The sequence below is a fragment of the Kribbella sp. CWNU-51 genome, from assembly GCF_054073265.1.
In genome coordinates this window covers 16,720-38,869 of sequence record NZ_JBSXMZ010000010.1, presented here as the reverse complement: position 1 = coordinate 38,869, position 22,150 = coordinate 16,720, and the positions used below count along the sequence as shown (strand labels likewise).

24 protein-coding genes and 1 pseudogene are annotated in these 22,150 nt (G+C 68.2%); 11 read left to right on the top strand and 14 right to left on the bottom strand.

Translation table 11 applies throughout. The features are described from left to right. From ACXC9Q_RS15580 to ACXC9Q_RS15565, 4 genes and pseudogenes are all read right to left on the bottom strand, one after another. Positions 1-679, bottom strand: a pseudogene (locus tag ACXC9Q_RS15580) (hypothetical protein); the annotation flags it as partial. 278 nt (positions 680-957) lie between these two features. After that, on the bottom strand, positions 958-1,506 hold the full coding sequence (locus ACXC9Q_RS15575; protein WP_457057221.1) for a Uma2 family endonuclease: 549 nt from the start codon (positions 1,504-1,506) through the stop codon (positions 958-960). A 39-nt stretch (positions 1,507-1,545) separates the two neighbouring features. After that, positions 1,546-3,258 carry an IucA/IucC family protein gene (locus ACXC9Q_RS15570; RefSeq protein WP_457057220.1) on the bottom strand — a complete coding sequence of 571 codons (1,713 nt, stop codon included), beginning with the start codon at positions 3,256-3,258 and terminating at the stop codon, positions 1,546-1,548. Next, complete coding sequence (locus tag ACXC9Q_RS15565) at positions 3,258-3,845, bottom strand: GNAT family N-acetyltransferase (RefSeq protein WP_457057219.1); 588 nt, start codon at positions 3,843-3,845, stop codon at positions 3,258-3,260. The genes ACXC9Q_RS15570 and ACXC9Q_RS15565 overlap by 1 nt, the downstream gene beginning before the upstream one ends. A gap of 122 nt (positions 3,846-3,967) precedes the next feature. Between ACXC9Q_RS15565 and ACXC9Q_RS15560 the strand changes: the two genes are divergently transcribed. The 3 genes from ACXC9Q_RS15560 to ACXC9Q_RS15550 all read left to right on the top strand — a co-directional run bounded on the left by ACXC9Q_RS15560 (position 3,968) and on the right by ACXC9Q_RS15550 (position 5,263). Beyond that, entirely contained in the window at positions 3,968-4,102 is a 135-nt protein-coding gene (locus tag ACXC9Q_RS15560; protein WP_457057218.1) for a hypothetical protein, read from the top strand. Continuing rightward, positions 4,099-4,512 (top strand): hypothetical protein, encoded by a 414-nt coding sequence (locus ACXC9Q_RS15555; protein WP_457057217.1) that lies wholly within the window; start codon positions 4,099-4,101, stop codon positions 4,510-4,512. Before ACXC9Q_RS15560 ends, ACXC9Q_RS15555 begins: the two co-directional genes overlap by 4 nt. Before the next feature lie 67 nt (positions 4,513-4,579). Next, a complete protein-coding gene (locus ACXC9Q_RS15550) occupies positions 4,580-5,263 on the top strand; it encodes a GOLPH3/VPS74 family protein (RefSeq protein WP_457057216.1) in 684 nt (227 codons plus the stop codon). On the opposite strand, the gene ACXC9Q_RS15545 is transcribed toward ACXC9Q_RS15550, so the two are convergent. From ACXC9Q_RS15545 to ACXC9Q_RS15535, 3 genes are read right to left on the bottom strand one after another with little or no spacing between them, the layout of a single operon-like run. After that, positions 5,249-6,817 (bottom strand): acyl-CoA synthetase, encoded by a 1,569-nt coding sequence (locus tag ACXC9Q_RS15545; protein WP_457057215.1) that lies wholly within the window; start codon positions 6,815-6,817, stop codon positions 5,249-5,251. The two genes, ACXC9Q_RS15550 and ACXC9Q_RS15545, sit on opposite strands and share 15 nt — an antisense overlap. 10 nt (positions 6,818-6,827) lie before the next feature. Then, positions 6,828-7,961: a DUF5938 domain-containing protein gene (locus ACXC9Q_RS15540; protein WP_457057214.1), complete on the bottom strand. Its 1,134-nt coding sequence runs from the start codon at positions 7,959-7,961 to the stop codon at positions 6,828-6,830. After that, entirely contained in the window at positions 7,958-8,764 is an 807-nt protein-coding gene (locus ACXC9Q_RS15535) for an SDR family NAD(P)-dependent oxidoreductase (RefSeq protein ID WP_457057213.1), read from the bottom strand. The genes ACXC9Q_RS15540 and ACXC9Q_RS15535 overlap by 4 nt, the downstream gene beginning before the upstream one ends. A gap of 194 nt (positions 8,765-8,958) precedes the next feature. Between ACXC9Q_RS15535 and ACXC9Q_RS15530 the strand changes: the two genes are divergently transcribed. Then, positions 8,959-9,600 carry a TetR/AcrR family transcriptional regulator gene (locus ACXC9Q_RS15530; protein WP_457057212.1) on the top strand — a complete coding sequence of 214 codons (642 nt, stop codon included), beginning with the start codon at positions 8,959-8,961 and terminating at the stop codon, positions 9,598-9,600. On the opposite strand, the gene ACXC9Q_RS15525 is transcribed toward ACXC9Q_RS15530, so the two are convergent. Then, the gene (locus tag ACXC9Q_RS15525) at positions 9,601-9,981 is read right to left on the bottom strand and encodes a hypothetical protein (RefSeq protein ID WP_457057211.1); all 381 of its coding nucleotides are present in this window, start codon (positions 9,979-9,981) and stop codon (positions 9,601-9,603) included. Positions 9,982-10,184: 203 nt separating this feature from the next. Further along, entirely contained in the window at positions 10,185-10,898 is a 714-nt protein-coding gene (gene deoD, locus ACXC9Q_RS15520; RefSeq protein WP_328518646.1) for a purine-nucleoside phosphorylase, read from the bottom strand. 39 nt (positions 10,899-10,937) lie between these two features. Between deoD and nudC the strand changes: the two genes are divergently transcribed. Further along, on the top strand, positions 10,938-11,861 hold the full coding sequence (gene nudC / locus ACXC9Q_RS15515) for an NAD(+) diphosphatase (protein WP_457057210.1): 924 nt from the start codon (positions 10,938-10,940) through the stop codon (positions 11,859-11,861). Here the strand turns inward: nudC and ACXC9Q_RS15510 are convergent, their stop codons facing one another. Together ACXC9Q_RS15510 and ACXC9Q_RS15505 are read right to left on the bottom strand one after the other, a co-directional pair. Further along, positions 11,862-14,243: a hypothetical protein gene (locus ACXC9Q_RS15510; protein WP_457057209.1), complete on the bottom strand. Its 2,382-nt coding sequence runs from the start codon at positions 14,241-14,243 to the stop codon at positions 11,862-11,864. 98 nt (positions 14,244-14,341) lie between these two features. Continuing rightward, positions 14,342-14,581, bottom strand: coding sequence for a mycoredoxin (locus ACXC9Q_RS15505; RefSeq protein WP_328518649.1), 240 nt, complete (start codon positions 14,579-14,581; stop codon positions 14,342-14,344). Between the two features lie 100 nt (positions 14,582-14,681). Here ACXC9Q_RS15505 and ACXC9Q_RS15500 point away from each other — a divergent pair, with 100 nt between their 5' ends. The 4 genes from ACXC9Q_RS15500 to ACXC9Q_RS15485 all read left to right on the top strand — a co-directional run bounded on the left by ACXC9Q_RS15500 (position 14,682) and on the right by ACXC9Q_RS15485 (position 18,070). Beyond that, complete coding sequence (locus tag ACXC9Q_RS15500; RefSeq protein WP_457057208.1) at positions 14,682-16,805, top strand: ATP-dependent DNA helicase UvrD2; 2,124 nt, start codon at positions 14,682-14,684, stop codon at positions 16,803-16,805. Between the two features lie 380 nt (positions 16,806-17,185). After that, the gene (locus ACXC9Q_RS15495) at positions 17,186-17,383 is read left to right on the top strand and encodes a hypothetical protein (protein WP_328518651.1); all 198 of its coding nucleotides are present in this window, start codon (positions 17,186-17,188) and stop codon (positions 17,381-17,383) included. Between the two features lie 148 nt (positions 17,384-17,531). Beyond that, entirely contained in the window at positions 17,532-17,819 is a 288-nt protein-coding gene (locus tag ACXC9Q_RS15490) for a WhiB family transcriptional regulator (RefSeq protein WP_131285495.1), read from the top strand. A gap of 32 nt (positions 17,820-17,851) precedes the next feature. Continuing rightward, positions 17,852-18,070 carry a hypothetical protein gene (locus ACXC9Q_RS15485; RefSeq protein WP_329480986.1) on the top strand — a complete coding sequence of 73 codons (219 nt, stop codon included), beginning with the start codon at positions 17,852-17,854 and terminating at the stop codon, positions 18,068-18,070. 443 nt (positions 18,071-18,513) lie between these two features. Here ACXC9Q_RS15485 and ACXC9Q_RS15480 read toward each other — a convergent pair whose 3' ends face one another. Beyond that, positions 18,514-18,705, bottom strand: a complete 192-nt coding sequence (locus ACXC9Q_RS15480) for a hypothetical protein (protein ID WP_457057207.1) — start codon at positions 18,703-18,705, stop codon at positions 18,514-18,516. Between the two features lie 35 nt (positions 18,706-18,740). Further along, positions 18,741-19,043: an NUDIX domain-containing protein gene (locus ACXC9Q_RS15475; protein ID WP_457057206.1), complete on the bottom strand. Its 303-nt coding sequence runs from the start codon at positions 19,041-19,043 to the stop codon at positions 18,741-18,743. Positions 19,044-19,062: 19 nt separating this feature from the next. Here ACXC9Q_RS15475 and ACXC9Q_RS15470 point away from each other — a divergent pair, with 19 nt between their 5' ends. Both ACXC9Q_RS15470 and ACXC9Q_RS15465 read left to right on the top strand, forming a co-directional pair. Further along, positions 19,063-19,230 carry a hypothetical protein gene (locus ACXC9Q_RS15470; protein WP_457057205.1) on the top strand — a complete coding sequence of 56 codons (168 nt, stop codon included), beginning with the start codon at positions 19,063-19,065 and terminating at the stop codon, positions 19,228-19,230. A 93-nt stretch (positions 19,231-19,323) separates the two neighbouring features. After that, a complete protein-coding gene (locus ACXC9Q_RS15465; protein WP_457057204.1) occupies positions 19,324-20,793 on the top strand; it encodes an MFS transporter in 1,470 nt (489 codons plus the stop codon). On the opposite strand, the gene ACXC9Q_RS15460 is transcribed toward ACXC9Q_RS15465, so the two are convergent. Continuing rightward, positions 20,783-22,093, bottom strand: a complete 1,311-nt coding sequence (locus ACXC9Q_RS15460) for an ABC1 kinase family protein (RefSeq protein WP_457057203.1) — start codon at positions 22,091-22,093, stop codon at positions 20,783-20,785. The two genes, ACXC9Q_RS15465 and ACXC9Q_RS15460, sit on opposite strands and share 11 nt — an antisense overlap. Positions 22,094-22,150 lie beyond the last annotated feature (57 nt).

Genomic DNA, 22,150 nt, shown 5'->3' with positions numbered 1-22,150 from the left:
CGTAGGCTTTCTGTTCGGTGGGTTCGGGGCCGTCGGTGTCGAGGCGGTCGCGGACGAGCCGGCCGGCCCGGCGCAGGTCGAGCGGGCCGTGGGTGCGGCCGAGTTCGACCAGTTGCTGTTCGGCGACCCGCAGGTCGTCGGCCGCGACGGTGGTCGGGACCTTGTCCAGGGCGGACACGATCGCCTCGGCCTGCGCCGGATGCAACAACACCCCCACCCCCGCACTGTTCCCGCCCGCACCATCCTCGCCCGCACGGTCCTCGCCCGCATCATGCTCGCCGGGATCGTGCTCGCCGTCGCTCCCATTCCTGCCGCTCGTGTCGCTGTCGCTCGCGTCGTCGGTCAGGTCGCCGTCGCTGGCGCCGGTATCGGTCGTTGGGTCGTCTGTCAGGGGGTTGGGGTTGGGGAGGGCGGCGGCGACGGCGGGGTACTTGTCGAGTCGGGTGGCGAGGTGGACGTCGCGGCGGGCCTTGGTGGCGTCGATGCGGTAGCGGAAGGTCAGCAAGCGGGCGGTGGTGCCGGCGCCGAGTTCTTGGGCGTGGCCGGTGGTGTCGAGGCCGGCGATGAGGTGCAGGGCGAGGGTTTCCAGGCGGGCGATCTCGGCGTAGGTGGCGTCGAGAGTGGACAGCATGTCGCTGCCGCTCATCGACCACACCGGTCGCTGTCCGAGAATCTCCATACCCAAACTGTAAACAGCCTCGCCGACAGTTTTCAAACCCGGATGCCCTTGTTTTCAAGGGATTCCAACCACCAACGTTATCCACAACCGTGCCGGGTTTGTGGACAACGCGGCCCGGGAGGTGAGGCGTTGTGCTACCACCCGGAGCGGACGGGTTCAGGACCGTTGCTGTCAGCAACGACTGTGCTCGATGGGCCGACGTCAGCGCAGAGCGACCGCGGCGAACGGCAGGCGGCGGACCGCCGCGCGGCAGCTGCTCCGTCCGCGCTATGGCCGCCTCAGGTCATCAGTTCCGCCGGTGAGAGCTGGATGGGGAAGGGGGTTGCGACGTGGAAGGTTTCTTCGGCTTGGATGACTGCTTGGCAGGTGTAGCCGGAGTCGGCTAGCTCCAGGATGGTCAGTTCGTGGTGGGTGGGGTCGAGGAGCCAGTAGGACGGGACTCTGTGGCGTTCGTAGAGGGTGCGTTTGAGGACTATGTCGGTGGTGCGGGTGGAGGGGGAGAGGACCTCGACGGCCAGCAGGGGTGGGGCTGTGAGGAGGTGAGGGCCGGCGTCTGCGCGGTTGCAGACCAGGAGGTCGGGGCGGAGGGAGATGGTGCGGGTGGGGCGGAAGTCGAGGGAGCCTACGGAGACGAGGAGGTTGGGTGGGCAGGCGTGTTTCAGTTGGATCATGAGCGCTACCACGGCTGCGTGGTGGGCCGGTGGCTGGGCGCCCGTGACGAGCAGGCGTCCGTCCACGACCTCGTACCGTCTGCCGTCTCGGGGGACGGGCGGCTGGTCAGGCCACGCGAGGCCTGGCCGCCTCTCGGCTGTCTGTTCGCTGATCACCCCAACAGCTTGACCGATTCCGATGACGCGCCGCGGAAGTTATCCACAGTGAAGCGGATTCTCCAACGTGCCGACGAACTGCAGCGATCCGGCCATATCGGTCAGGTCGACCATCTGCTGATTGTTCCGAAGCTGCAGCCGGTTCAGGCAGGACAGCGCGAACGACGGCGCGAAGATGTCGTACTTCGCGAAGGCCTCGGCGAGTTCCGGCGTCGCGGCCTGGTAGTCGCGGACCGAGGAAGCCACCACCGACCAGAATTCCGAGGGCGTCAGCAGGCCCTCCCGGTCCAGGAGCGGCGACAGGAAGCGGAAGATGCAGTCGAAGACGTCGGTGAAGATCGACAGGAGCTTCTCGTCGTCGGGCACCTCGGCGCGGACCCGCTCGGCCTCGACCGGCAGCGGGGTCGCCGGGTTCATCACCGCGATCTCCTCGGCGATGTCCTTCATGATCACCCGGATCGGCACGGCATCCCGCAGTACCAGGATCAGGTTCTCGCCGTGCGGCATGAAGACCAGCTCGTAGGCGTAGAAGCAGTGCACCAACGGGATCAGATACGCGTCGACGAAAGCCCGCAGCCAGTCCGCCGGGGCCAACCTCGACGCGCGGATCAGAGCGGCCGCCAACGATGCACCATGCCGGTCGACGTGGAGGAGGCTCGCCATCGTGGCCACGCGTTCACCCGGCTCGAGCGTCGGCACCGGGCTCTCCCGCCACAGCGCCGACAGCATCTTCCGGTACGGCGATGTCTTCTCGGTGGCGTTCTCGTAGTACCGGTTGTGATACCCGGCCGCCGCGATCTCGCGCAGCACCGAGAAGCCGTACCGCTTCAGGACCAGATCGTTCGAGACGAGTCCGTGCACCCAGTCGTTGATCGCCGGCGTCGCGGCCATGTACGTCGGCGACAGCCCGCGCATGAACCCCATGTTCAGCACCGACAACGCCGTCTTCACATAGTGCTTCGAAGGATGCGACCGGTTGAAGAACGTCCGGATCGACTGCTGCGGCTGGTACGCGTCCTCCGCGGACCCGAGATGAATGATGTGCCGCACAGCGATGTCCGCCGCGAACGTGATCGACGTCTTGTTCTCCCACTGCCACGGATGCACCGGCAGGTAGACGTAGTCCGCCGGATCGGCGCCCACGGCAACGATCCGGTCAGCGAAGTCCTTCAGTACTGAAGATCCCAGCTCGGCTCGCAGCAGGTCGTCGTACGAGATCGTCGCACTGTGCGCGACCGTGGCCCGATCCCTCCGTACGGCGATCCACGTCAACCGGACCTCGGCACCCGTCTCGGGCGCGAACGCGCGATAGTCGCTGACGCCGAACCCGAGCCGCCCGTTGTTCGCGACGAAGCACGGGTGCCCCTCGGTCATCGCGGCCTCGATCGTCTGGAAGTCCGCCGTGACCAGATCCGCCGCGGTCAGGTCCGGCTTGGAGAGCTTGTACGCCGCACTCGCGAGCGTGCTGCTGATCTCCTCGAGGTACACGGGCAGCATGTCCGCGCCGATCCCGAGCTCCTCGTGGAACCCGGTGACGAAGTCGAGCGCATCGACGTCACCGAGCGAGGCGGCGTCGATGTCCCAGTGGTTCAACGGATACCGTCGAGCCGTGAAGCGATAGCGGCCCACCGCGTATCCGTTGTCAACAGCGACCGGTTCGAGAAGGCGCTCGTGGATGAACTCAGCCAGCGCCTTCCGCACCAGCGCACGGTTGACGACGGCCCAGGTGTCCGGGGTGAGATGGTCGATCATCAGCCTGCCTTGTTCATCCGGGTCGCCTCGGCGTACTGGTCACGGGTGCAGAAGCTCAGCCAGGCCTGCTTGTCCGGCAGGTCCACCACGCTGTGCTTCCGGAACCCCATCCGCTCGTTCAGAGCCTGGACCTTCAGATTGCGTACGTCGGGCTCGACCACAATGCGATCCACCAGCGGGTCGCTGAACAGGCTGTCCAGGATCGTCTCGAACACGGCACCGGTGAACCCGGCGATCGGTGCGACCGGCGGCGCGACCAGGACATGCATACCGATGTCGCCCGCCGCAACGGCGTACGTCGCACCGACGGCGTCGTACGACGGCTCGTAGCGCTCCATCAGGAATGCGGGCCGGCCGTCGTGCTCGCCGAGGAAGGCGCGGTGGTGGCCGGACCGCTCGATCCGGAGGTACTCCGCGCGCACGTCGTCGACGGACGCGGTCAGCAGCCCCCAGTAGCGGGCGTACGGCCGGGTGACCCAGCCGTGCAGCGTGGTCACGTCCTCGGTCAGGTCGAACGGCCGGAGGCTGAGGGTGCCGATGCCGGCGAAGAAGCGCCGGAAGGACGGCTCGGGCAGTGCTCTGGTCATCGCATCCGCTTTCGAGGTGGGCGTGCCTGCTTAGCTAAGGCTTACCTTACTTGATAGTTGACCCAGCACCGAAACCGGCCCGTATCCTGACGGCCCCCGCAGCCGTCCAGACTGGTATGACCATGACCGACGCACTCGATCTGCCGGAGCTCAGAGCCGCCTGGGACGCGCGCAAGCAGTCCTCGACCGACCTGTCAAAGCCGCACTGCACCGTGGACGCGGCCGGCTGGACTCGCCGGGACGCGAGCGGTTCTTGAAGGCGCGCGAGGCCCCGGACCGCCGCCTGCTCGATGCGGTCGCCGACGCGTTCACGGCGTACGACGTACCGCGGCTGACCGCACTCCTCCTCGCTGACGCGGACAGCGAGATCCTGGGCGTCCTGACCGAGTACGGCGCCGACCAGATCCGGCGGGGCTCGATCGAGCACACGCTGGACCCGTCCAAGCCGTACCGCTACACAGCTCAGGTTGTGGACCTGTGGGACGAGCCAGTGCTGGTCATCCGCATCGTCAAGGACGGCAAGGCCGCCGTGAACGACCTGATGCGCCTCACCACCGAGGACGGCAAGGTTCGCTCGATCCGCTGGTACTACTTCTCGCCCGACTTCCTCACCGAGGTCGCCACCGAACTCGGCGAGCCCGTGGAGCTCAACGGTCACCACTACTGAAGGCGGATGTTCGAGGTAGGCCGCGCGGTGGATGCGTGGCGGCACCCGGCCTGCCTACGTTGGAGGCATGTTGATTGCCGAGGATCTCTTGTTGCTGTTGTACGACGACGAGAGTGGGAAGCCGATCGCCGGGTCGCCAGGCCTGGACTACGCGCTGGCGGGTGCGGTGCTGATCGAGCTGACGCTGCTCGGGAAGACCGACATCACCGCCGCCGGGGACGGGGTCAAGCCCGGTCGGCTGAAGGTGCTGGATGCCGCGCCGACCGGTGACCCGATCCTGGACGAGCGGCTGGCGTTCGTCGTGGACAAGCCTGGCAAGCGGCCGAAGGATCAGATCGGCCGGCTGTCGAAGAAGTTGCGCGACCAACTGCTCGCCCGGCTCGCCGAGCGCAGTGTGCTGGAGGCGGACGAGGGCAAGGTGCTCGGGCTGTTCCCGGTCACCCGCTGGCCGGCCAAGGACAGGCGGCACGAGGCTGAGGTGCGTTCCAAGCTCGAGGCCGTGCTGAAGGTGGGCACCACGCCGGACGAGCGCACCGGTGCGCTGATCGCGTTGCTGAGCGCGCTGAACGTCGTACCGAAGGTTGTCACCGATGCGGTGGACAAGAAGGCGCTCAAGCAGCGCGCGAAGCAGATCGCCGAGTCGGACTGGGCTGCGGACGTGGTGAAGAAGGCCGTCACCGAGATGCAGGCGGCAGTCACCACGGCGATCGTCGTCGCCAGCTCTACGGCCGCCGCGTCAGGGAGTAGTTGAGGCGGCCAGCCGGGCTTTGATGTCCGGCTTCAGAACCTTGCCGACCTTGGAGCGCGGTAGGTCGGGCCAGACCAGTACGTCCTTCGGTGCCTTGACGCTGCCGATGCGTTCCTTGGCGAAGGCGATCAGCTCCGCGGCCTCGACCGACGCGCCGGGCTGGAGCTGGACGACGGCCACCACCCGCTCTCCCCACTTGTCGTCCGGCTGACCGATCACCGCACAGTCCTGGACGGCGGGATGAGCCATCAGCGCCTGCTCGACCTCGGTCGAGTACACGTTGAAGCCGCCGGTGATGATCATGTCCTTCGCCCGGTCGACGATGTACAGGTAGTTCTCCTCGTCCAGGTAGCCGATGTCACCCGTGTGGTGCCATCCGTACGCCGAGGCCGCCGCAGTGGCCTCGGGATTGCGGTAGTACCCCTTCATCACCAGCGGACCGCGGACCACGATCTCGCCCCGCTCCCCCCGTGGGAGCAGGGACCCGTCGGCGGCCATGATCGCGGTCGTGACCAGCGGGGACGGTCGTCCGGCCGATGCCAGGCGTCCTCGTGCAATGTTGCCGGAGGCATCGAAATGATCGGCCGGCGGCAGGATCGAGATCATCATCGGCGCCTCGGTCTGCCCGAACAGCTGGGCCATCACCGGGCCGATCCGCAGCAGCGCCTCCTCGAGTCGCGACACCGACATCGGTGCGGCGCCGTACCAGAAGCAGCGCAGCGACGAGAGGTCCGTGCTGTCGAGCTCCGGTGCGGCCAGCACCATGTAGATCAGCGTCGGCGGCAGGAACGTGTGCGTCACGCGATGCCGCGGGATCAGCTCCAGGAACCTGTGGACGTCGGGCGCCCGCATGATGACGATCTCGCCACCGGACGCGAGCACGGGGAAGCACAGCACGCCGGCCGCGTGGGTCAGCGGAGCGAGCGCGAGGTAGACCGGCCGATCGCCGAACGGGTATCCGATCAGTGTCAGCGCAGTCATCGTCTCCAGGTTGCCGTTGCTCAGCATCACGCCCTTCGGCCGCCCTGTCGTCCCACCGGTCCCGACGATCAACGCCAACTCGTCGGGATCGGTGAGATCGGGTGCCGACTGGGACACGCCCCCGAAGAACGCGTCCCAGCCGACCGTCCGGCCCTTGAGGTGGGGGGATGGGCCGGAGCCGGGATCCCGGTCCAGGCAGACGAAGGTGTGGACCTTCGGCAGCTCGTCCCGGATCCGATCCACCAGGGGCTCGAAGGCCGCCTGGTAGATCAGTACTTCGCAGTCGAACTGGTCGAGCAGCTCGCGGTTCTCGGCCGCCTCGTTGCGCGGGTTGATCGGGCACCAGACCGCCCCGGCGCGGCTGATCCCGAACACGCAGCTGAACGCGATCGGGTCGTTCGCCGCCAGGATCGCGACCTTGCCACCTGGTCGTACGCCGCTCGCCGCGAGGCCGGCCGCGATCCGGAACGACAGCTGCTGCACCTCGGCGTACGAGAGCGTCTCGCCGTCCGTGGTCAGGCACGCCGCGTCCGGACCGAGCGAAGCACCCTTGTCGAGATAGTCGACCAGTCGCACGGTGACTCCCTCAGTGGAGCCTGGTCAGCTGCGGCTCGGACACCAGCCCGAAGCTGCGCAGTACGCCGAGCAGCTCACGGTGACCGAACGCCTGGCAACCACTCGCGAAGCCCACGCGCTTCGGTGGTGTCTGCAGCAGTGAGTACGCCGCATACGCCTGCAGCAGGCCGGTCTGCTGGTAGTTGCTGTTGCCGTGGATGACACAGTGCGCCCGGCCGAGTGGACCGGAGGCGTGGACGGAGTCCAGTGTCTTGTTCACTCGCCGGTTCTCCCGGGGCGGCATCTGGTCCATCACCTGCCGGGCTGTCGCGGTGAGCGCCGCGTTGCGATCGTCCGGAGCCATGTCCTTGGTGGCTTCCAGTGCTGCGGCGACGATCTGCGGTACGCCGTTCATCAGTGCGGCGTTGAAGACACCACCCTGCGCCTTGCAGTTGGCCACGCGCGGATCGCGCTTGAACCAGACCGGGTGCGACATGCCGCCCCAGGGCAGGGACAGGGCGAGTTCGTGCTGCCCTGGCACTACCAGAGGCACGAGGCCTTGCTCGGGAAACTCGACGAACTCGTTGTGCTCCAGGAAGTGCGCCTTGGACGTCGCCGCGTTCACCAGGATGGTCCGGGTCGATGCGATGGTCGGACTGCCGCCCCAGAACACCGCGATGTCCAGGGTGTCCAGGCCGGGCTCGTCAAGGCACAGCTGGGCCGCGATCTCGCTGGTGGTGTACATCTGTGCGATTCCCGGAGCCAGCAACAGTCCTGCCTCGGCGAACTGCGGACCGTACTTCTCGTCGCAGGTGATCAGCCAGTCCTGCTCGCCGGTGGTGTCGGTGTAGTGCGCACCGGCCGCAAGAGCGGCCTCGACAGCGGCTGGGCCGAGCTCGCTGAACGGTCCCACCGTGTTCAGCACTACTGACGCGCCCTTGAACAGATCGGTCAGTGCGGCGACGTCATGTTCGACAGTCGCGATCTCGTAGTCGGCGGTCTCGATTCCCGGTACGTGGGAATCCATCGACGCTTTCAGCTTGGCCTCGTCGCGACCGGCGGCAACGAACGGGACGTGGTAGTGACGGAGGTACTCACACACCAGCCGGCCGGTGTAGCCGGAGGCGCCGTACACGACAACGGGCTTGTTACTCAACACACTCACATCCCCATGCCGCCGTCGACCGGCAGACCGATGCCGGTGATGAACCGTGATTCGTCCGAGGCTAGGAAGACGACGGCGTCGGCGATATCGGCGACCTCACCGAGCCGGCCGGCCGGCGTCAGGCCGATCACCGCGGCGACCGCGGCCTCAGAGGACTCGAACAGTCCGAGCTCGGCGCAGTCGTTGGCCAGACCGGCGCCCATCGCGGTCGGCACCAGACCGGGGTAGATGCAGTTGACGCGTACGCCGTACCCGAGCTTGCCGGACTCCATCGCGGCGACCCGGGTGAGCCGGTCGACCGCGGACTTGGTCGCGGAGTAGACCGCGATGCCCGGGAACGCGATGGTCGCGGCGACCGACGAGACGTTGATGATCGCGCCACCCTGGCCGGCCAGCCCGTCCGGACGCATGGTCCGCAGGCCCCACTTGACCCCGAGCGTCGTGCCGAGCACGTTGACGTCGAGCATCTTGCGGATCTGGTCGGCGGTCACCTCGGTGAGCAGGCTGGTGATCTCGATGCCCGCGTTGTTCACCAGGATGTCCAGGCCGCCGAGGATGTCGTTGGCCGCGACGACGGCGTTCTCCCAGCTGCCTTCGTCGGTGATGTCGTGGGCGACGAAGCCGTTGCCGCCGCCGTACTCGGCGTCGAGGGCGTCGGCGACGGCCTCGCCGGCGTCCTTCTGCAGATCGCTGACCACTACCTTGGCGCCGGCCGCGGCGAGCGCCTTCGCCATCCCCTCGCCGAGCCCCTGGGCCCCGCCGGTGACGAGGGCCTTGCGGCCAGAGAGATCGAGTCCGCCCATCTGAAGCTCCTTTACTCGAAGAACACTGCCTCGAAGGACACCGGGGTTCGGTTCACACTCTGGCCAGGGTTTTGACACTCGTCAAGACTTTGTTGGACACTTGTCAAGAAAATCTCCCCGCCGTGGGACGCGCCTGGCCCGCGGCGGGGTACGCTGACGCGAACGAACCCGCCCGGACGACAGGGGAGTGTGCGATGACCGCGATCCCGGCGAACGCCCCTGACACGGACCGGCCGGCCCGGGTCTCGGGGATCGACAAGGTCGAGCGCCGCCGGATCGCGCTGGCCGAGTCGGCGCTGAAGACCCTCGGCGAGCTCGGGTACGCGCGGACCAGCCTGCGCGAGATCGCGAACAACTCCGAGTTCACCCACGGCGTCGTGCACTACTACTTCCGCGACAAGATCGACCTGATCAGCTACTGCGTGCGGTACTACAAGACCAAGTGCGCGCAGCGGTACGACGAGGTCGTCGAGACCGCGACCTCGGCCGACGAACTGGCCGTCGGCTTCCTGGGCAAGATGACCCAGACGCTGGTCGAGGAGACCCCGATGCACCGGCTCTGGTACGACCTGCGGGCGCAGAGCATGTTCGAGGACCAGCTCCGGCCGGATGTCGTGGCGATCGATCAGCTGCTGGAGCAGATGATCTGGCGGATCCTCACCCGGTACGCCGACCTGGTCGGCGGCAGCCCGACCGTCGACGCCCCGACGGCGTACGCACTGGTCGACGGCCTGTTCGAGCAGGCCGTGGTCGGCTACGCCGAGGACCCGGAGAAGGTGGCGGACCTGCTGGCCGATCGGGTCAAGCAGGTCCTCCCGAAACTCGTCGCGGCGTAACTACTCGGCTCCGCAGTTCGCCTTGCAGAGCGTGTCGGTCAGCGTGAGGATCGCTCCGGGCTGGTCGGAGTCGGCCTCGGTCGAGAACTCGACGGTCCAGTTGCCGGCCGTGGTCTGCGCCGACGCCTTGCCTTGCTGCTGTTTCAGCCAGTCGGCGATCTGACCGCGCGGATTCACGTGGGCCAGCTCCAGCGCCTGCGGTGCGAAGTCGGACAGCTTCGTCGTCGCCTCCGCGGCTACCCCGGTCGCCTGCAGTGAGAGCACCGGCGGGCGTGGGTGCGTCCCGATCAGCACCTGGATCGACGTGGTGCCCTGGCTACAGGTCTGGTACGCCTCGTCGGTGCTGCACTGGTACTTCTTGCCCGCGAAGGCCGCGACCACCTGTGCGGCGGTCAGGTCCGGCAGCTTCTCCTCAGGGGTGCTCGCGCTCGAGGAGGCCGTCGGGCTGCCGGACGTCGGCGTGCTGGAGGTGGTCGCAGCCGACTTGGTGTCGCCGGATCTGCTGTCGTCGGACTTGCCGGAGCAGGCCGCCGTACCGATGAGGATCGCGGCGCAGGCCAGAACGGCCGCGCCCTGCCGGGGGTTCAGACCGGCACCTCGATCGCCGCGTCGAGGGCGATCGTGATCATCTCGGAGAACGTCGTCTGGCGTTCCTCGGCGGTCGTCTCCTCCTTGGTGATCAGGTGATCGGAGACCGTCATGATGCCGAGCGCGCGACGGCCGAACTTGGCCGCCAGCGTGTAGAGCGCCGACGCTTCCATCTCGATGCCGAGTACGCCGTACTCCGCCGTCCGCGACACCAGGTCCGGCCGGTCGTTGTAGAACAGGTCGCCGGAGAACACCTGGCCGACGTGCACGTTCAGCCCGGCCGCCTCGGCCGCGTCCACCGCCGCGCGGAGCAGCTGGTAGTCCGCGGTCGGCGCGTAGTCGATGCCGTGGAAGCGCAGCCGGTTCATCTGCGAGTCTGTGCTCGCGGACATCGCCACGATCACGTCGCGGACCCGGACGGCCTCGGTCAGCGCGCCACACGTCCCGACCCGGATCAGAGTCTGTACGTCGTACTCCGCGAACAGCTCGTGCGCGTAGATGGAGGCCGACGGCTGGCCCATGCCGGAGCCCTGCACGGAGATCCGCTCACCCTTGTAGGTGCCGGTGAACCCGAACATGTTCCGGATCTCGGTGTAGCAGGTCACGTCCGACAGGTAGGTCTCCGCGATCCACTTGGCCCGCAGTGGGTCGCCGGGGAACAGCACCCGCGGTGCGATCTGCCCCTTCTCGGCGGCGATGTGAATACTCATGCGGGGATGCTCTCACGGTGCCGGGGTAGGTTGAGGCATGTGGCCTACTCCATCGCTCCAGGTTCGCTAGCCCTGTCCCGGTCCGTGCTCGACCGGGCCGCCGATCGCAGGCGTGACGAAGAGTGGCTGGACAAGGCGTGGGCGGCGCCGGACACCCAGGTGGCCTTGGTGGCCGGCGACAAGTTGCTGGTGACTGCTGACCGCGCCGCACTGCAGCTGGTGCCCCCGTCCGAAGCGCCGGACGGCATCCGGGTCTTCCTGGGCATCGACCGCGAGTCCGGTGCTGGCCAGACCGCGGACGGTCGGGCTGTCTTCGCCGTACTCGCGGGCACCGAGGCGGACGAGTCGTACGCCGGACTCCGCGAGGTGGGCGCCGTGCTGAGCGACCGGGAGGCCGGTATCGCGGTCAACGTGATCGGTCTGGCCAACTGGCACGCCGTCCACACGCACTGCGCGAACTGTGGCGCGCATACCGAGGTCATCGACGCAGGACACGTCCGGCAGTGCCCGGTGTGCGGGCTGTCGCACTTCCCGCGCAGCGATCCGGCGATCATCGTGCTCGTTACCGACGACCAGGACCGCGCTCTGCTCGGCCGCAACGAGGCCTGGCCGGAGGGCCGCTACTCGACACTGGCCGGCTTCGTCGAGCCAGGTGAGTCTCTGGAGGCCGCCGTACGGCGTGAGGTCCTGGAGGAGACCGGTGTGGTCGTGGGGCCGGAGATCGAGTACGCCGGCAGTCAGCCGTGGCCGCTGCCGTCCAGCCTGATGCTCGGCTTCTTCGCCAAGGCGTCGAACTTCGACATCGAGGTGGACGCCGACGAGATCGCCGAGGCCAAGTGGTTCACCCGGGAGGACCTTCGTGCGCTGGTCGAAGCCGGCACGATGGCCCTCCCCGGCAACATCTCCATCTCCCGCCGCCTGATCGAGGGCTGGTACGGCGAGGAGCTCACCGGAAGCTGGTGATCACCGGCCCACGGTGGACCGGGCAGCCGCGACGCGGATCAGGATCCCCTCCCAGCGCTCCACGCTGCCGTCGGCCTCCAGTTGCCTGACCTTCTTGTCCACTGCGATGACGTAGGCCGCGTGACTCGGCCAGTCCGCGGTCGCATCCGGCAGGACATCGGTCAGTGTGCAGCCGTAGGTCAGGAAGCGGTTCATCACGTGGCTGTCGATGTTGCCGGTCCACACCGTCGGCCGGATGTCCGACTGTGGACACCCGTCGACCGGTGGGGTGTACGAGGCCAGGTTGGTCGGGCTTGTGTAGCCGTCCGGTCGTAGCAGCGTGTAGTACGTGCCGTCCGGCGTTTGGGTGAGCCGGTTGAGGCCGTGGTCGCGCAGGATGGTCGCTTCGCCGCTGAGGATGTCCAGCACGAACAGCCGTCCGCCGGTGACGCCGTACAGGTAGCCGTCCCGCCAGGACAGTGCTCCGTCGTTGGCGCCGGTGACTCCGCTGAACACCGGGAACTGGCGGACCACCTGGCCCGTGGACGGATTGACGACGAAGACGATGCCGTCAGCCAGGCCCCACAGGTTGCCGTCCGGTCCAGCGATCAGCTCGTTGATACTGGCCGCGCCGGACACCGGCACGATGTCGGACAGCACCTGACCGTTCGAGGGGTCGACCTTGATCAGGTGGGCCTCTGAGGCCTTCGGCTCGGTGCCTTGGCCACCCTCGATGCCGGAGCCGGCCCACACGTCCGCACCGAGTGGCAGAACGGATGCGATCGTCTGATCGGGCACCAGGTTGCGGTACACCGTGAAGGCACCGGTCGGTACGTCGAGCACGGTCAGGGCTCCGCCGTACTCGCCGTACGCCGGAGTGGTGCCGACGTACACGCGGTTGCCGGCCGGGACGACCGACACGGGCCGGTTCTGGTGGTGGCTGTCGACCAGGCTGAACAGTTCCTTCGGGTTGGTCGGACTGTCCGGAGCGGTCGGGTCCCAGAGAGACAGGCGGCCGTAGGGGTAGATGCCGACGTACATCTTGCCGGTGCCGTCCCAGCCCCAGCCCTCGACCTGACCCTGCCGCGTGGTGATGGTCGTCTTGCCTGTAGCCGGGTCGTAGATGCCGGTAGAGCCGTTCAGGTAGACGTTGACGAAGACCTTGCCCGTCGTGGGGTCCGCGAGCTCGTGCATGAGCGGCGACGCGACGTATCGGAACGGCGAGCTCCACTGCGCGAGCGTGCCGTCTTGCGGGTCGAAGCGGAACGTTCCGCCGGAGTAGTTCCCGGCCAGTCCGTACAGCACGGGTACGCCGTTCTCCGTCACCCATCCGTAGCCGATCGAGGCGCCACGCGTGAGTGTCCGCGGCGGTGAGACCGGACCGACGGTGTTGGTGTCGAGGTCGTAGTGGGTGAGGGCCAGCGTGTTGTTGGTGAAGTACACGCCACCCGGGCCGGCCGCCGAGACGCCACGGGCGGCGATCGGGTAGTCCATCATCTGGGTGCCGGTTGCGGAGTCGGTGAACTTGACCTGCTCACCGGTGACCGCGTCGACCACGACCAGGCGGCTACTGGCGTTCGCGAACACCCGTCCGCCGGCGTAGTCGAGGTCGATGAAGTCCTTGGCCGTCGTACCCGGGGGAGTGATGTCCTCGACCGCTTTGGTGTCCACGTCGATCCGCAAGAGCCGCGCGTTCGGAGTGGAGACGCCGACGAAGAGCTTGTGGTGGTCCGGGTCGTAGACCGTCGACCGCGCGTACTGCTGCACCGGGTCGAGTGAGCCGTAGTCGGTGACCTGACCGTTCGACGGGTCGTACTTGAAGGCGTGCGCGGTCGGATAGGTCCCGGCGTACACGTTGCCGTCCTGGTCGGCGGTGAGTCCATAGATCTGGGACTCACCCGGGATCGGCTGGCCCAGGTCGGTCACCGAGCCGGTGTCAGGGCTGTAGCGGTAGAGGTGCGCGTTCGGGTAGGTGCCGGCGTACACACTGCCGTCCGGCGCCACCACGATCGCCCACCCGCCCGCGGCGCCCGGGAGCGGCGTGGCGCTGATTAGCTGGCGGGTGTGCAGGTCCACAACGTTGAGACGTGCGTTCTCACCGGCGGGTACGGCGTACACGACGTCGCGACCGTCCGGGAGCTTGCCGATCGCGCCCTCCATGACGGTGAGCGAGCTGACCGGCGAACCGAGGTCGCGGATGACGTCGTCCGCTGGGCCGACCGGGGTAGTCGGCGGCTGGATCGGTCCGTTCTCCGAGGGGAACGGAAAGGGCAGCCCTGGTCTGACCGGATCAGGCGGCCCGGCGATCGCGACCAGGCCGCCGCCGGCCAGCAGGCCCAGCGTGACGGCCAGGGTCGCGACGGCGCGAGACAAGGCAGAGCGAACATGACGGCGCGGAATCATGGGCGGGCTCCCTGCGACGTTGGTCCCAGGAAGGTATAACGGTCATGACCGTAATGTCCATAACTCAGGCGATATGACCCGCCCGCGTTCCGGAAAGATCAGGCGACGAGCTTCTCGGCGACCTGCGCGAGCGACGGGTTGGTCATCGCGGTGCCGTCCGGGAACACGACGGTCGGCACGGTCTGGTTGCCGTTGTTGATCTTCTCGACCAGTTGCGCCGCCTCGGGCTGCTGCTCGATGTCGACCTCGGTGAACTCGATGCCGGCTCGCTTCAGCTGGCCCTTCAGGCGGTGGCAGTAACCGCACCAGGGCGTCGAGTACATGGTGAAAGCCGACATCGGCTGACTCCTAAGGAGTGGGAGGGGATAACTGTCCGGCGGCCCGTCTAGGGTTGCCTTCGACGTATCCGAACCCAGCCGCAGGTGGTGCTGTTCCCCGATGTCCCCGTCCGTGAGCGATCTCACACAGTCCGCATCCGCGGACGGCCTGCTCGAGGCGCTCGATCCGGAGCAGCGGGCGGTCGCGACGACCCTGCACGGACCGGTCGTGGTGATGGCCGGCGCGGGCACCGGGAAGACCCGGGCGATCACCCACCGGATCGCGTACGGCGTGAGGACCGGGACCTTCGACCCAGTGCGCGTGCTCGCGGTGACCTTCACCCAGCGGGCGGCGGGGGAGATGCGCGGGCGGCTCGCGCAGCTCGGGGTCGAGGGCGTGCAGGCGCGCACCTTCCACTCCGCGGCGCTCCGGCAGGCGCGCTGGTTCTGGCCCAAGGTGTACGGCGGGGAGCTGCCGCCGATCGTGGACCGCAAGTTCCCACTGCTGACCGAGGCGGCGTCGCGCTGCCGGGTCCGGGTGGACACTCCGGCGCTACGCGACCTGGCCGGTGAGGTCGAGTGGGCCAAGGTGAGCAACGTCCGGCCGGACGACTACGCGAAGGTCGCGCCTCGTTCGGGCCGGACGCTGGCCGCGTTCGACCCGCCCACGATCGCGCGGATCTTCGCGGCGTACGAGGACGTGAAGCTGGAGCGTGGGCGGATCGACCTGGAGGACGTGCTGCTGTGTGCGACCGCGCTGCTCGCGGAGGATGAGCGGGTCGCGGCCGAGATCCGGCGGCAGTACCGGACGTTCGTCGTGGACGAGTACCAGGACGTTTCGCCGCTGCAGCAGAGTCTGCTCGACCTGTGGCTGGGTGGGCGTGAGGACGTCTGCGTGGTCGGCGACCCGGCGCAGACCATCTACTCCTGGGCCGGCGCCGAGCCGGAGAACCTGGTGCGCTTCGCGTCCCGGCACCCGTCGGCGGCGGTGATCAAGCTGGTCCGGGACTACCGATCGACGCCGCAGATCGTCGACGTCGCGAACAAGATCCTCGATGCGGCCGGTCCGGCCGGGCTGCCCGGCCGGGTGACGCTGCGGTCGCAGCGTGACCCCGGTCCGGCTCCGGTCTACCGCGAGTACTCCGATGAGGTCGCGGAGGCGGATGCGGTAGGGCGGGCGGTCGCGCGGCTCCGTGACGAGGGCGCCGCGCTGCGGGACATCGCAGTACTGTTCCGGACCAACGCACAGTCGGAGAACTTCGAGCAGGCGCTGGCGGAGCGGAAGATCCCGACCGTGCTGAAGGGGGCCGAGCGGTTCTTCGAGCGGGCCGAGATCCGGCAGGCCGCCGTACTGCTGCGGGGGCAGGCCAAGGCCGGCGACGTGTCGGACGACCTGGTCGAGGTGGTCAGGGGCGTGCTGGGCGGGGCCGGGTGGACGCCTGAGCCGCCGACCGGGACGGGTGCGGTCCGGGACCGGTGGGAGTCGCTGATGGCACTGGTGACGATGACGTCCGACTTCGCGGCGGCGCAGCCCGAGGCTCGGTTGCCGGAGCTGATGGCCGAGCTGGACCGGCGGGCGTCGATCCAGCACGCGCCGCTGGCCGAGGGCGTGACGCTGGCGACGCTGCACGCGGCCAAGGGGCTGGAGTGGGACTGCGTGTTCATCGTCGGCGCCCACGAGGGGACGCTGCCGATCGCCTATGCCCAGACGCCGGCGCAGGTCGAGGAGGAGCGGCGGCTGTTCTATGTCGGTGTCACGCGGGCCAAGCAGCAGCTTTTCGTCAGCTGGTCGACGTCGCGCTCGCCCGGCGGGCGCGGTCAGCGCGGCCCGACCCGCTTCCTCGACCCGATCGGCGTCCGTACGGCGCGCACCGAGTGGAACTCGTCATCCGTCGGCTGGGAGCGGCCGTCCGCCGAGGCCCGGCCCGCCCGCAGTGGCCGCCCGATCCCGAAGTGCCGCGTCTGCGGCCGCGGCCTGCTCGACCCCGGCGCGCGCAAGCTCGGCCGCTGCGAGGACTGCCCCTCGAACATCGACCAGTTGCTGTACGACGCCCTGCTCGCCTGGCGCACCGAACAGGCGGAGACCGAGCGCATGCCCGCCTTCGTCATCCTCACCGACGCCACCCTGACCGCCATCGCCGAGACCCGCCCGACCGACGAACAGTCCCTCCGCAAGATCCCAGGCATCGGCCACACCAAGCTGACCAAGTACGGCGAGCACATCCTCAACCTCTGCACCCGCTAGTTACCCGCAGGTCGGGCGGCCGCGCCTGCCCTTCCGGGAATCTGGTGGAAATCTGTTGCCAGGCACGGGTTGTGAGGCGCATCCTGAAGGACGTGCCGCGTTCTGCTGACGGCAGACGTGGCAATTAGGTGACAGAGGCAACGATCCCGGAGCGTGCGGATGGCGTCCCGGAGCGTGCCGGAAGCCTGTCCTGGCAGCCAGATCCGGTCGTCGGGGCGGCAACTTCCGGCCAAGTTCGCGAACTGGCGATAAATAGTTTGCGGGCTCCGACTCCGGCGGCGTACTGTTCTTTCTGCGGTCGAAGCCTGGCCGAAAACTTCAAACAACCATAGCGATCGAGCTAACCGCCCGCTTCGCCACAACGAGAGGAGGTGCCCTGGATGAACATCAACACGGTCAAGAAGCCGTTCAGCGACATGGCCGCGCTGCCGTGCGCCCCGATTCAGGGTGCCTCGCCGCGTCTGCACGTCGCGACCGTTGTGCTCATGGCCTCTGGCGCCACCCCGTTCCGGGGCGGAGCTGTCGGCGATGTGAAGTACGGCGGTTCGGGTTCTCGAGCATGGAGTCCACCGGTCTGACATGACGTCAGCCGGCACCTCCAAGGCCGCGGAACCCGAAAAGGGTCCCGCGGCCCTTTTGTTTGTCAACACAGTTTTGGTGGCCGTCAACCGGCGGTCATCACGGACGACAAGAGATCAGCACAAAAGTCACTGGGAGGTGACCGGAATGAGCGTGAGCTTCCTCGATGTCTTCACCGAGGTGGCAACGTCGCAGGACCTGCCCTGTCGGTCCTACGCGCCAGAACTCTTCTTCGCCGAATCGCCGGCGGATGTCGAGTACGCGAAGTCTCTCTGCACGACCTGCCCGCTGAAGGCCGAGTGCCTGGCCGGAGCGCTCGAGCGTTCCGAGCCGTGGGGAGTGTGGGGTGGCGAGCTGTTCGTCCAGGGTGTGGTGGTTCCGCGCAAGCGGCCACGTGGACGCCCTCGCAAGAGCGACACCGTAACCGCGGCCTGAACGAAACCCAATCCGAATCGAGACTCCGAACCATGACCAACCAGACTTCGCACAGGAGAATTCAGATGCATTTACTTCACGAAGATCTCGCCCGTGCTCATTGTCGTTCTACCTTGCACGACGCCGAGCAGAACCGGCGCTTCCGCCTCGCTCACCAGATCGAGAAGGCGCAGAAGCAGGCCGAGCGGGCCGGCCGGCGAGCTGAGAGGGCCAGCGCACGCGCGCGCCTCGCACTCGCCCGCCTCGTCTGATCCACCCGTAACACACAGCCCGCCGGGCGGTCCGAAAGGGAGGACCGCCCCGGCAGGCACCACAGCCTGACCAGCTGAATCACCGAGGGGCGGCATCCACCCGGATGCCGCCCCTCGCCCATTCCTGGAACCGGACGCCCAGCACTCATCAATCGCACCCGACCGCCATCCCCCACGCTCAGGCAAGCCCCCGAGCCGGCGGTTATGCAGTGCCACCGATCCGCACCCCGGCCCCGCCCCCAGTCCCAGCGCCTGCCCGGGCCCCCAGTCCGAGCGCCTGCCACGGCCTAGCCCCCGCGCCGGCCCGTCTCCGGGGGCCACTTGAGGGGAGATCCCCTCAAATGGGCCCTTCGCCGCCCGGAATTCGAGGGGGGAAGGGGCAACCTCGGGGAGATCCGCTCAAATGGCGCGGGGGCGGGCTGCATCCACCAGGGATGCCGCCCTCAGCCACGTTGGTGCAGCAACGTCTGCTGGAGGCCGAGCAGCGTGATGCCGCTGAGGATCTCGTGGCGCGCGATCATCCCCGGTACATCGGCCAGCGGGATCCACTTGATCCGGTCCGACTCGTTCCGCTCGGTCGGCTCGCCGATCCGGGTCGCGCTCGTGGCCCGGAAGACATGGTGGGTCGCGTCCATGATCCCGGCGCCCGGCTGGGATCGGATCAGCTCGGTCAGTGCTCCCGGCCGCCAGCCGGTCTCTTCTCCACCTCCCGCGCGGCGGCCTCGGCGGGTGCCTCGCCGGACTCGACGATGCCCATCGGGAGCTCCCACGCCCAGGTGTCGGTCAGGAAGCGGTGCCGCCACATCAGCAACACCCGATCCTCGGCGTCGGTGACCACGACCGCCGCCACGTCACTCAGCCTGACCGCGTGGTAGTCGACGCGGTGCCCATCGGGTTGCTCGACGTCCAGCCGCCGTACGCTGAGCCACGGACTGGCCCAGACTTCCTGCTCTCCGTGGATCAGCCAGCGCACGCAGGGCAGACTACTACCCATGGTTAGAGCTACATGTGCGTTGTGTGGTCAGCGGGCGGAGTCGGAGGACGCGCCGCTGACCTGGGTGACCTCGATGGAGGACGGCCGCAAGCTGCTGTACTGCGACCGGTGTGCCCGGGAGAACGTCCGCAGCATCGAGGGGAAGCTCGACTCCGTCTATTGGTGAAGGTTCTGAACCGGCTGTCGATTCCGGGGTGATCCGCCCGACGCAGGAGTACGCCGTCATTTCGTGACGGCCCTCCCGTGGAAGGAACCGGATATGACTCTCACCACCGACGGCGAGACCGTGGCGGCCGGCCGGCGGCAGTGGATCGCACTGGGTGTTCTCTGCCTCGCCACACTGCTGGTGTCGCTGGATCTGTTCGTGATGCTGCTGGCCGTGCCGGCGGTGACCGAGGCGCTCAGGGCGTCCAGCAGCCAGCAGCTGTGGATCCTGGACGTGTACGGGTTCATGGTCGCCGGTCTGATGATCACCATGGGCAATCTCGGCGACCGGATCGGCCGCCGCCGGCTGCTGCTGACCGCCGCTGCCGTCTTCGGTGTCGCCTCGATCGTCGCGGCGTACTCGGTCAGCCCCGGCATGCTGATCGGCGCCCGGGCGGTGCTGGGTATCGCCGGCGCCGCGATCGCGCCGTGCACGCTGTCGCTGATCTCGACCCTGTTCCCGGACACGCGTCAACGGGCGACCGCGTTGGGCGTCTGGGGTGGTTGCTTCACCGTCGGCGCCGTGGTCGGTCCGATCGTCGGTGGCGTCCTGCTCGACCACTTCTGGTGGGGCTCGGCGTTCCTGATCGGCGTCCCGGCGATGGTTGTGTTGCTGGTGCTCGGTCCGATCCTGCTGCCGGAGTACCGGAACGAGCAGGCCGGGCGGATCGACGTACCGAGTGTGCTCTTGTCGCTGGCCGCGATCCTGCCGGCGATTCACGGCCTGAAGCACCTGGCTTCGCACGGCGTCGGCACGGTGTCCATCGGCTCCCTGCTGATCGGCGGAGTCTTCGGCTGGATCTTCGTACGGCGTCAGCGCCGCCTGGCCGACCCACTGGTCGACGTACGGCTGTTCACCCGGCGCACCTTCAGCGTGACGCTCGGCAGCATGATGGCGTTCTCGATGCTGTCCGGCGGCGTGATGGTGTTCGTCGCGCAGTACTTCCAGCTGGTGCAGGGCATGACCCCGCTGGCCGCCGGGATCGCGCTGGTCCCGGGCATGATCACGACGACCATCGGTTTCCAGGTGGCCCCGCGGCTGGCCCAGCGGATCCGGCCGGGCGTGCTGATCCCCGCCGGCATCGCGTTCACGATCGTCGGGATGGCTGTGATGACGCAGGCGACGTCGACGACCGTGCTGGTGATCGCGTTCGCGGTCACGTGCGTCGGTCCCGCGCCGCTGGTGACGCTGGGGACGAACCTCGTCATCGGCTCGGTCCCGCCGGAGAAGGCCGGGTCCGCCGGTGCGCTGACCCAGACCAGCAACGAGTTCGGCTACGCGCTGGGCATCGCGATCCTCGGCAGCGTGGTCACCGCGGCGTACCGCAGCCAGATGGGCGGCCGCGGCGGCAACTCCCTGGGCGAGGCGATCACCCAAGGCGTCCCGAACGACGTCCTCGCCGACGCCCACGACGCCTTCACGACCGGCTTCCACCTGGCCGCCGGCATCACCGCCCTGGCCCTGACCGCGGTCGCGGTCCTGCTGGCCGTCACTCTTCGCTCGGTGCCGCTGCTCAGTCGGTGAAACCGGGCAGGAACTCCTCCAGGACGGCCCGGAACGGCGCTTCGGCCTCGAGTTGCGAGAGTACGGCGATGCCGCCGATCCAGACGCGGTGGATCAGCAGGTACGACGGCGGCAGGTTGATCTTGAGCGCCATCGACGCGCTGGGGGACCGGAAGTCACCGGTCCGGTTCGCCTGGGCACGCATCCAGGCCCGGCTGAACTGGAACTTCTCGGCCCGGGCCGGCTCGGCGAACGGCGAGAGGTAATCCATCAACTGGTCAGGGTCGATCTCCATCCGCGGCTTGATGAAGCCTTCCTCGCGCAGCCCGGCCAGGACGGCCGCGGCGTCGCCTTCGAGCGAGATCCGCAGCAACCGCCCGATGGCCGGCGGCAATCCCTCCGGCAGCCGCGCGCACAGGCCGAAGTCGACCACGCCGAGCCGGCCGTCAGGCATCACCCTGAAGTTCCCCGGATGCGGGTCCGAGTGCAGCAGACCGGCGTACTTCGGTCCGCTGAACATGAACCGGACGTACTTCAGCCCGATCTCGTCGCGCTCCTGCTGGGTGCCGTCGGTGATGATCGACGACAGCGGTCGGCCCTCGATCCACTCGGACACGATGACGCTGGGGGAGTGCTTGATGACGCGCGGCACCACGAACTCGTCGTGATCCTTGAAGGCGTCGGCGTACTGCTGCTGGGCCTGGGCCTCGCGATCGTAGTCGAGCTCCTCGCCGATCCGCTCCTGCAGCTCGGCGACCAGCGGCTTCATGTCCAGGCCGGGGACGAATGTCCCGAAGGTCCGGGCGAACCGGCCGAGCTGGCGCAGGTCCGCGCGGAGGGCGTCGGCGGCGCCCGGGTACTGCAGCTTGACCGCGACCTCGCGGCCGTCCATGAGGATGCCGCGGTGCACCTGGCCGATCGACGCGGCCGCCGCGGGCAGGTCGTCGAACTCGGAGAACCGGTCCCGCCAGCGCTTTCCCAGCTCGCGCGACAGGATCGTGTGCACGGTCGAGGCCGGCATCGGCGGGGCGGAGTCCTGCAGCTTGGTCAGCGCGGCCCGGTACGGCGCCGCGAGCTCCTCCGGCATCGCCGACTCCATCAGGCTGAGCATCTGCCCGAACTTCATCGCGCCGCCCTTGAGCTCGCCGAGGACGGCGAACAGCTGGTCGGCCGTACGGCGCTGGAACTCGGCCAGTACGGTCTCGGCCGGCGTACCACCGATCCGCTTGCCCAGGCCGAGCGTCGCCCGTCCGGCGGCACCGAGCGGCAGGCTGGCAAGTTTCGCGGTCCGGCTCAGCGCCTTGCGAGGGAGATCCGACACGCACCCATTCTGTCCGGTCACCCAAGCCGAACGACGGAGGGGCGGTGTCCGACACGT

Excerpts from the sequence above, each read along its gene's own strand:
- ACXC9Q_RS15570 (WP_457057220.1), bottom strand. The coding sequence starts at position 3,258 with ATGATCGACCATCTCACCCCGGACACCTGGGCCGTCGTCAACCGTGCG.
- ACXC9Q_RS15565 (WP_457057219.1), bottom strand. The coding sequence starts at position 3,845 with ATGACCAGAGCACTGCCCGAGCCGTCCTTCCGGCGCTTCTTCGCCGGC.
- ACXC9Q_RS15560 (WP_457057218.1), top strand. The coding sequence starts at position 3,968 with ATGACCGACGCACTCGATCTGCCGGAGCTCAGAGCCGCCTGGGACGCG.
- ACXC9Q_RS15550 (WP_457057216.1), top strand. The coding sequence starts at position 4,580 with ATGTTGATTGCCGAGGATCTCTTGTTGCTGTTGTACGACGACGAGAGT.
- ACXC9Q_RS15535 (WP_457057213.1), bottom strand. The coding sequence starts at position 8,764 with ATGGGCGGACTCGATCTCTCTGGCCGCAAGGCCCTCGTCACCGGCGGG.
- ACXC9Q_RS15530 (WP_457057212.1), top strand. The coding sequence starts at position 8,959 with ATGACCGCGATCCCGGCGAACGCCCCTGACACGGACCGGCCGGCCCGG.
- deoD (WP_328518646.1), bottom strand. The coding sequence starts at position 10,898 with ATGAGTATTCACATCGCCGCCGAGAAGGGGCAGATCGCACCGCGGGTG.
- ACXC9Q_RS15510 (WP_457057209.1), bottom strand. The coding sequence starts at position 14,243 with ATGATTCCGCGCCGTCATGTTCGCTCTGCCTTGTCTCGCGCCGTCGCG.
- ACXC9Q_RS15505 (WP_328518649.1), bottom strand. The coding sequence starts at position 14,581 with ATGTCGGCTTTCACCATGTACTCGACGCCCTGGTGCGGTTACTGCCAC.
- ACXC9Q_RS15500 (WP_457057208.1), top strand. The coding sequence starts at position 14,682 with ATGTCCCCGTCCGTGAGCGATCTCACACAGTCCGCATCCGCGGACGGC.
- ACXC9Q_RS15495 (WP_328518651.1), top strand. The coding sequence starts at position 17,186 with ATGAACATCAACACGGTCAAGAAGCCGTTCAGCGACATGGCCGCGCTG.
- ACXC9Q_RS15490 (WP_131285495.1), top strand. The coding sequence starts at position 17,532 with ATGAGCGTGAGCTTCCTCGATGTCTTCACCGAGGTGGCAACGTCGCAG.
- ACXC9Q_RS15485 (WP_329480986.1), top strand. The coding sequence starts at position 17,852 with ATGACCAACCAGACTTCGCACAGGAGAATTCAGATGCATTTACTTCAC.
- ACXC9Q_RS15480 (WP_457057207.1), bottom strand. The coding sequence starts at position 18,705 with ATGGACGCGACCCACCATGTCTTCCGGGCCACGAGCGCGACCCGGATC.
- ACXC9Q_RS15470 (WP_457057205.1), top strand. The coding sequence starts at position 19,063 with ATGGTTAGAGCTACATGTGCGTTGTGTGGTCAGCGGGCGGAGTCGGAG.
- ACXC9Q_RS15465 (WP_457057204.1), top strand. The coding sequence starts at position 19,324 with ATGACTCTCACCACCGACGGCGAGACCGTGGCGGCCGGCCGGCGGCAG.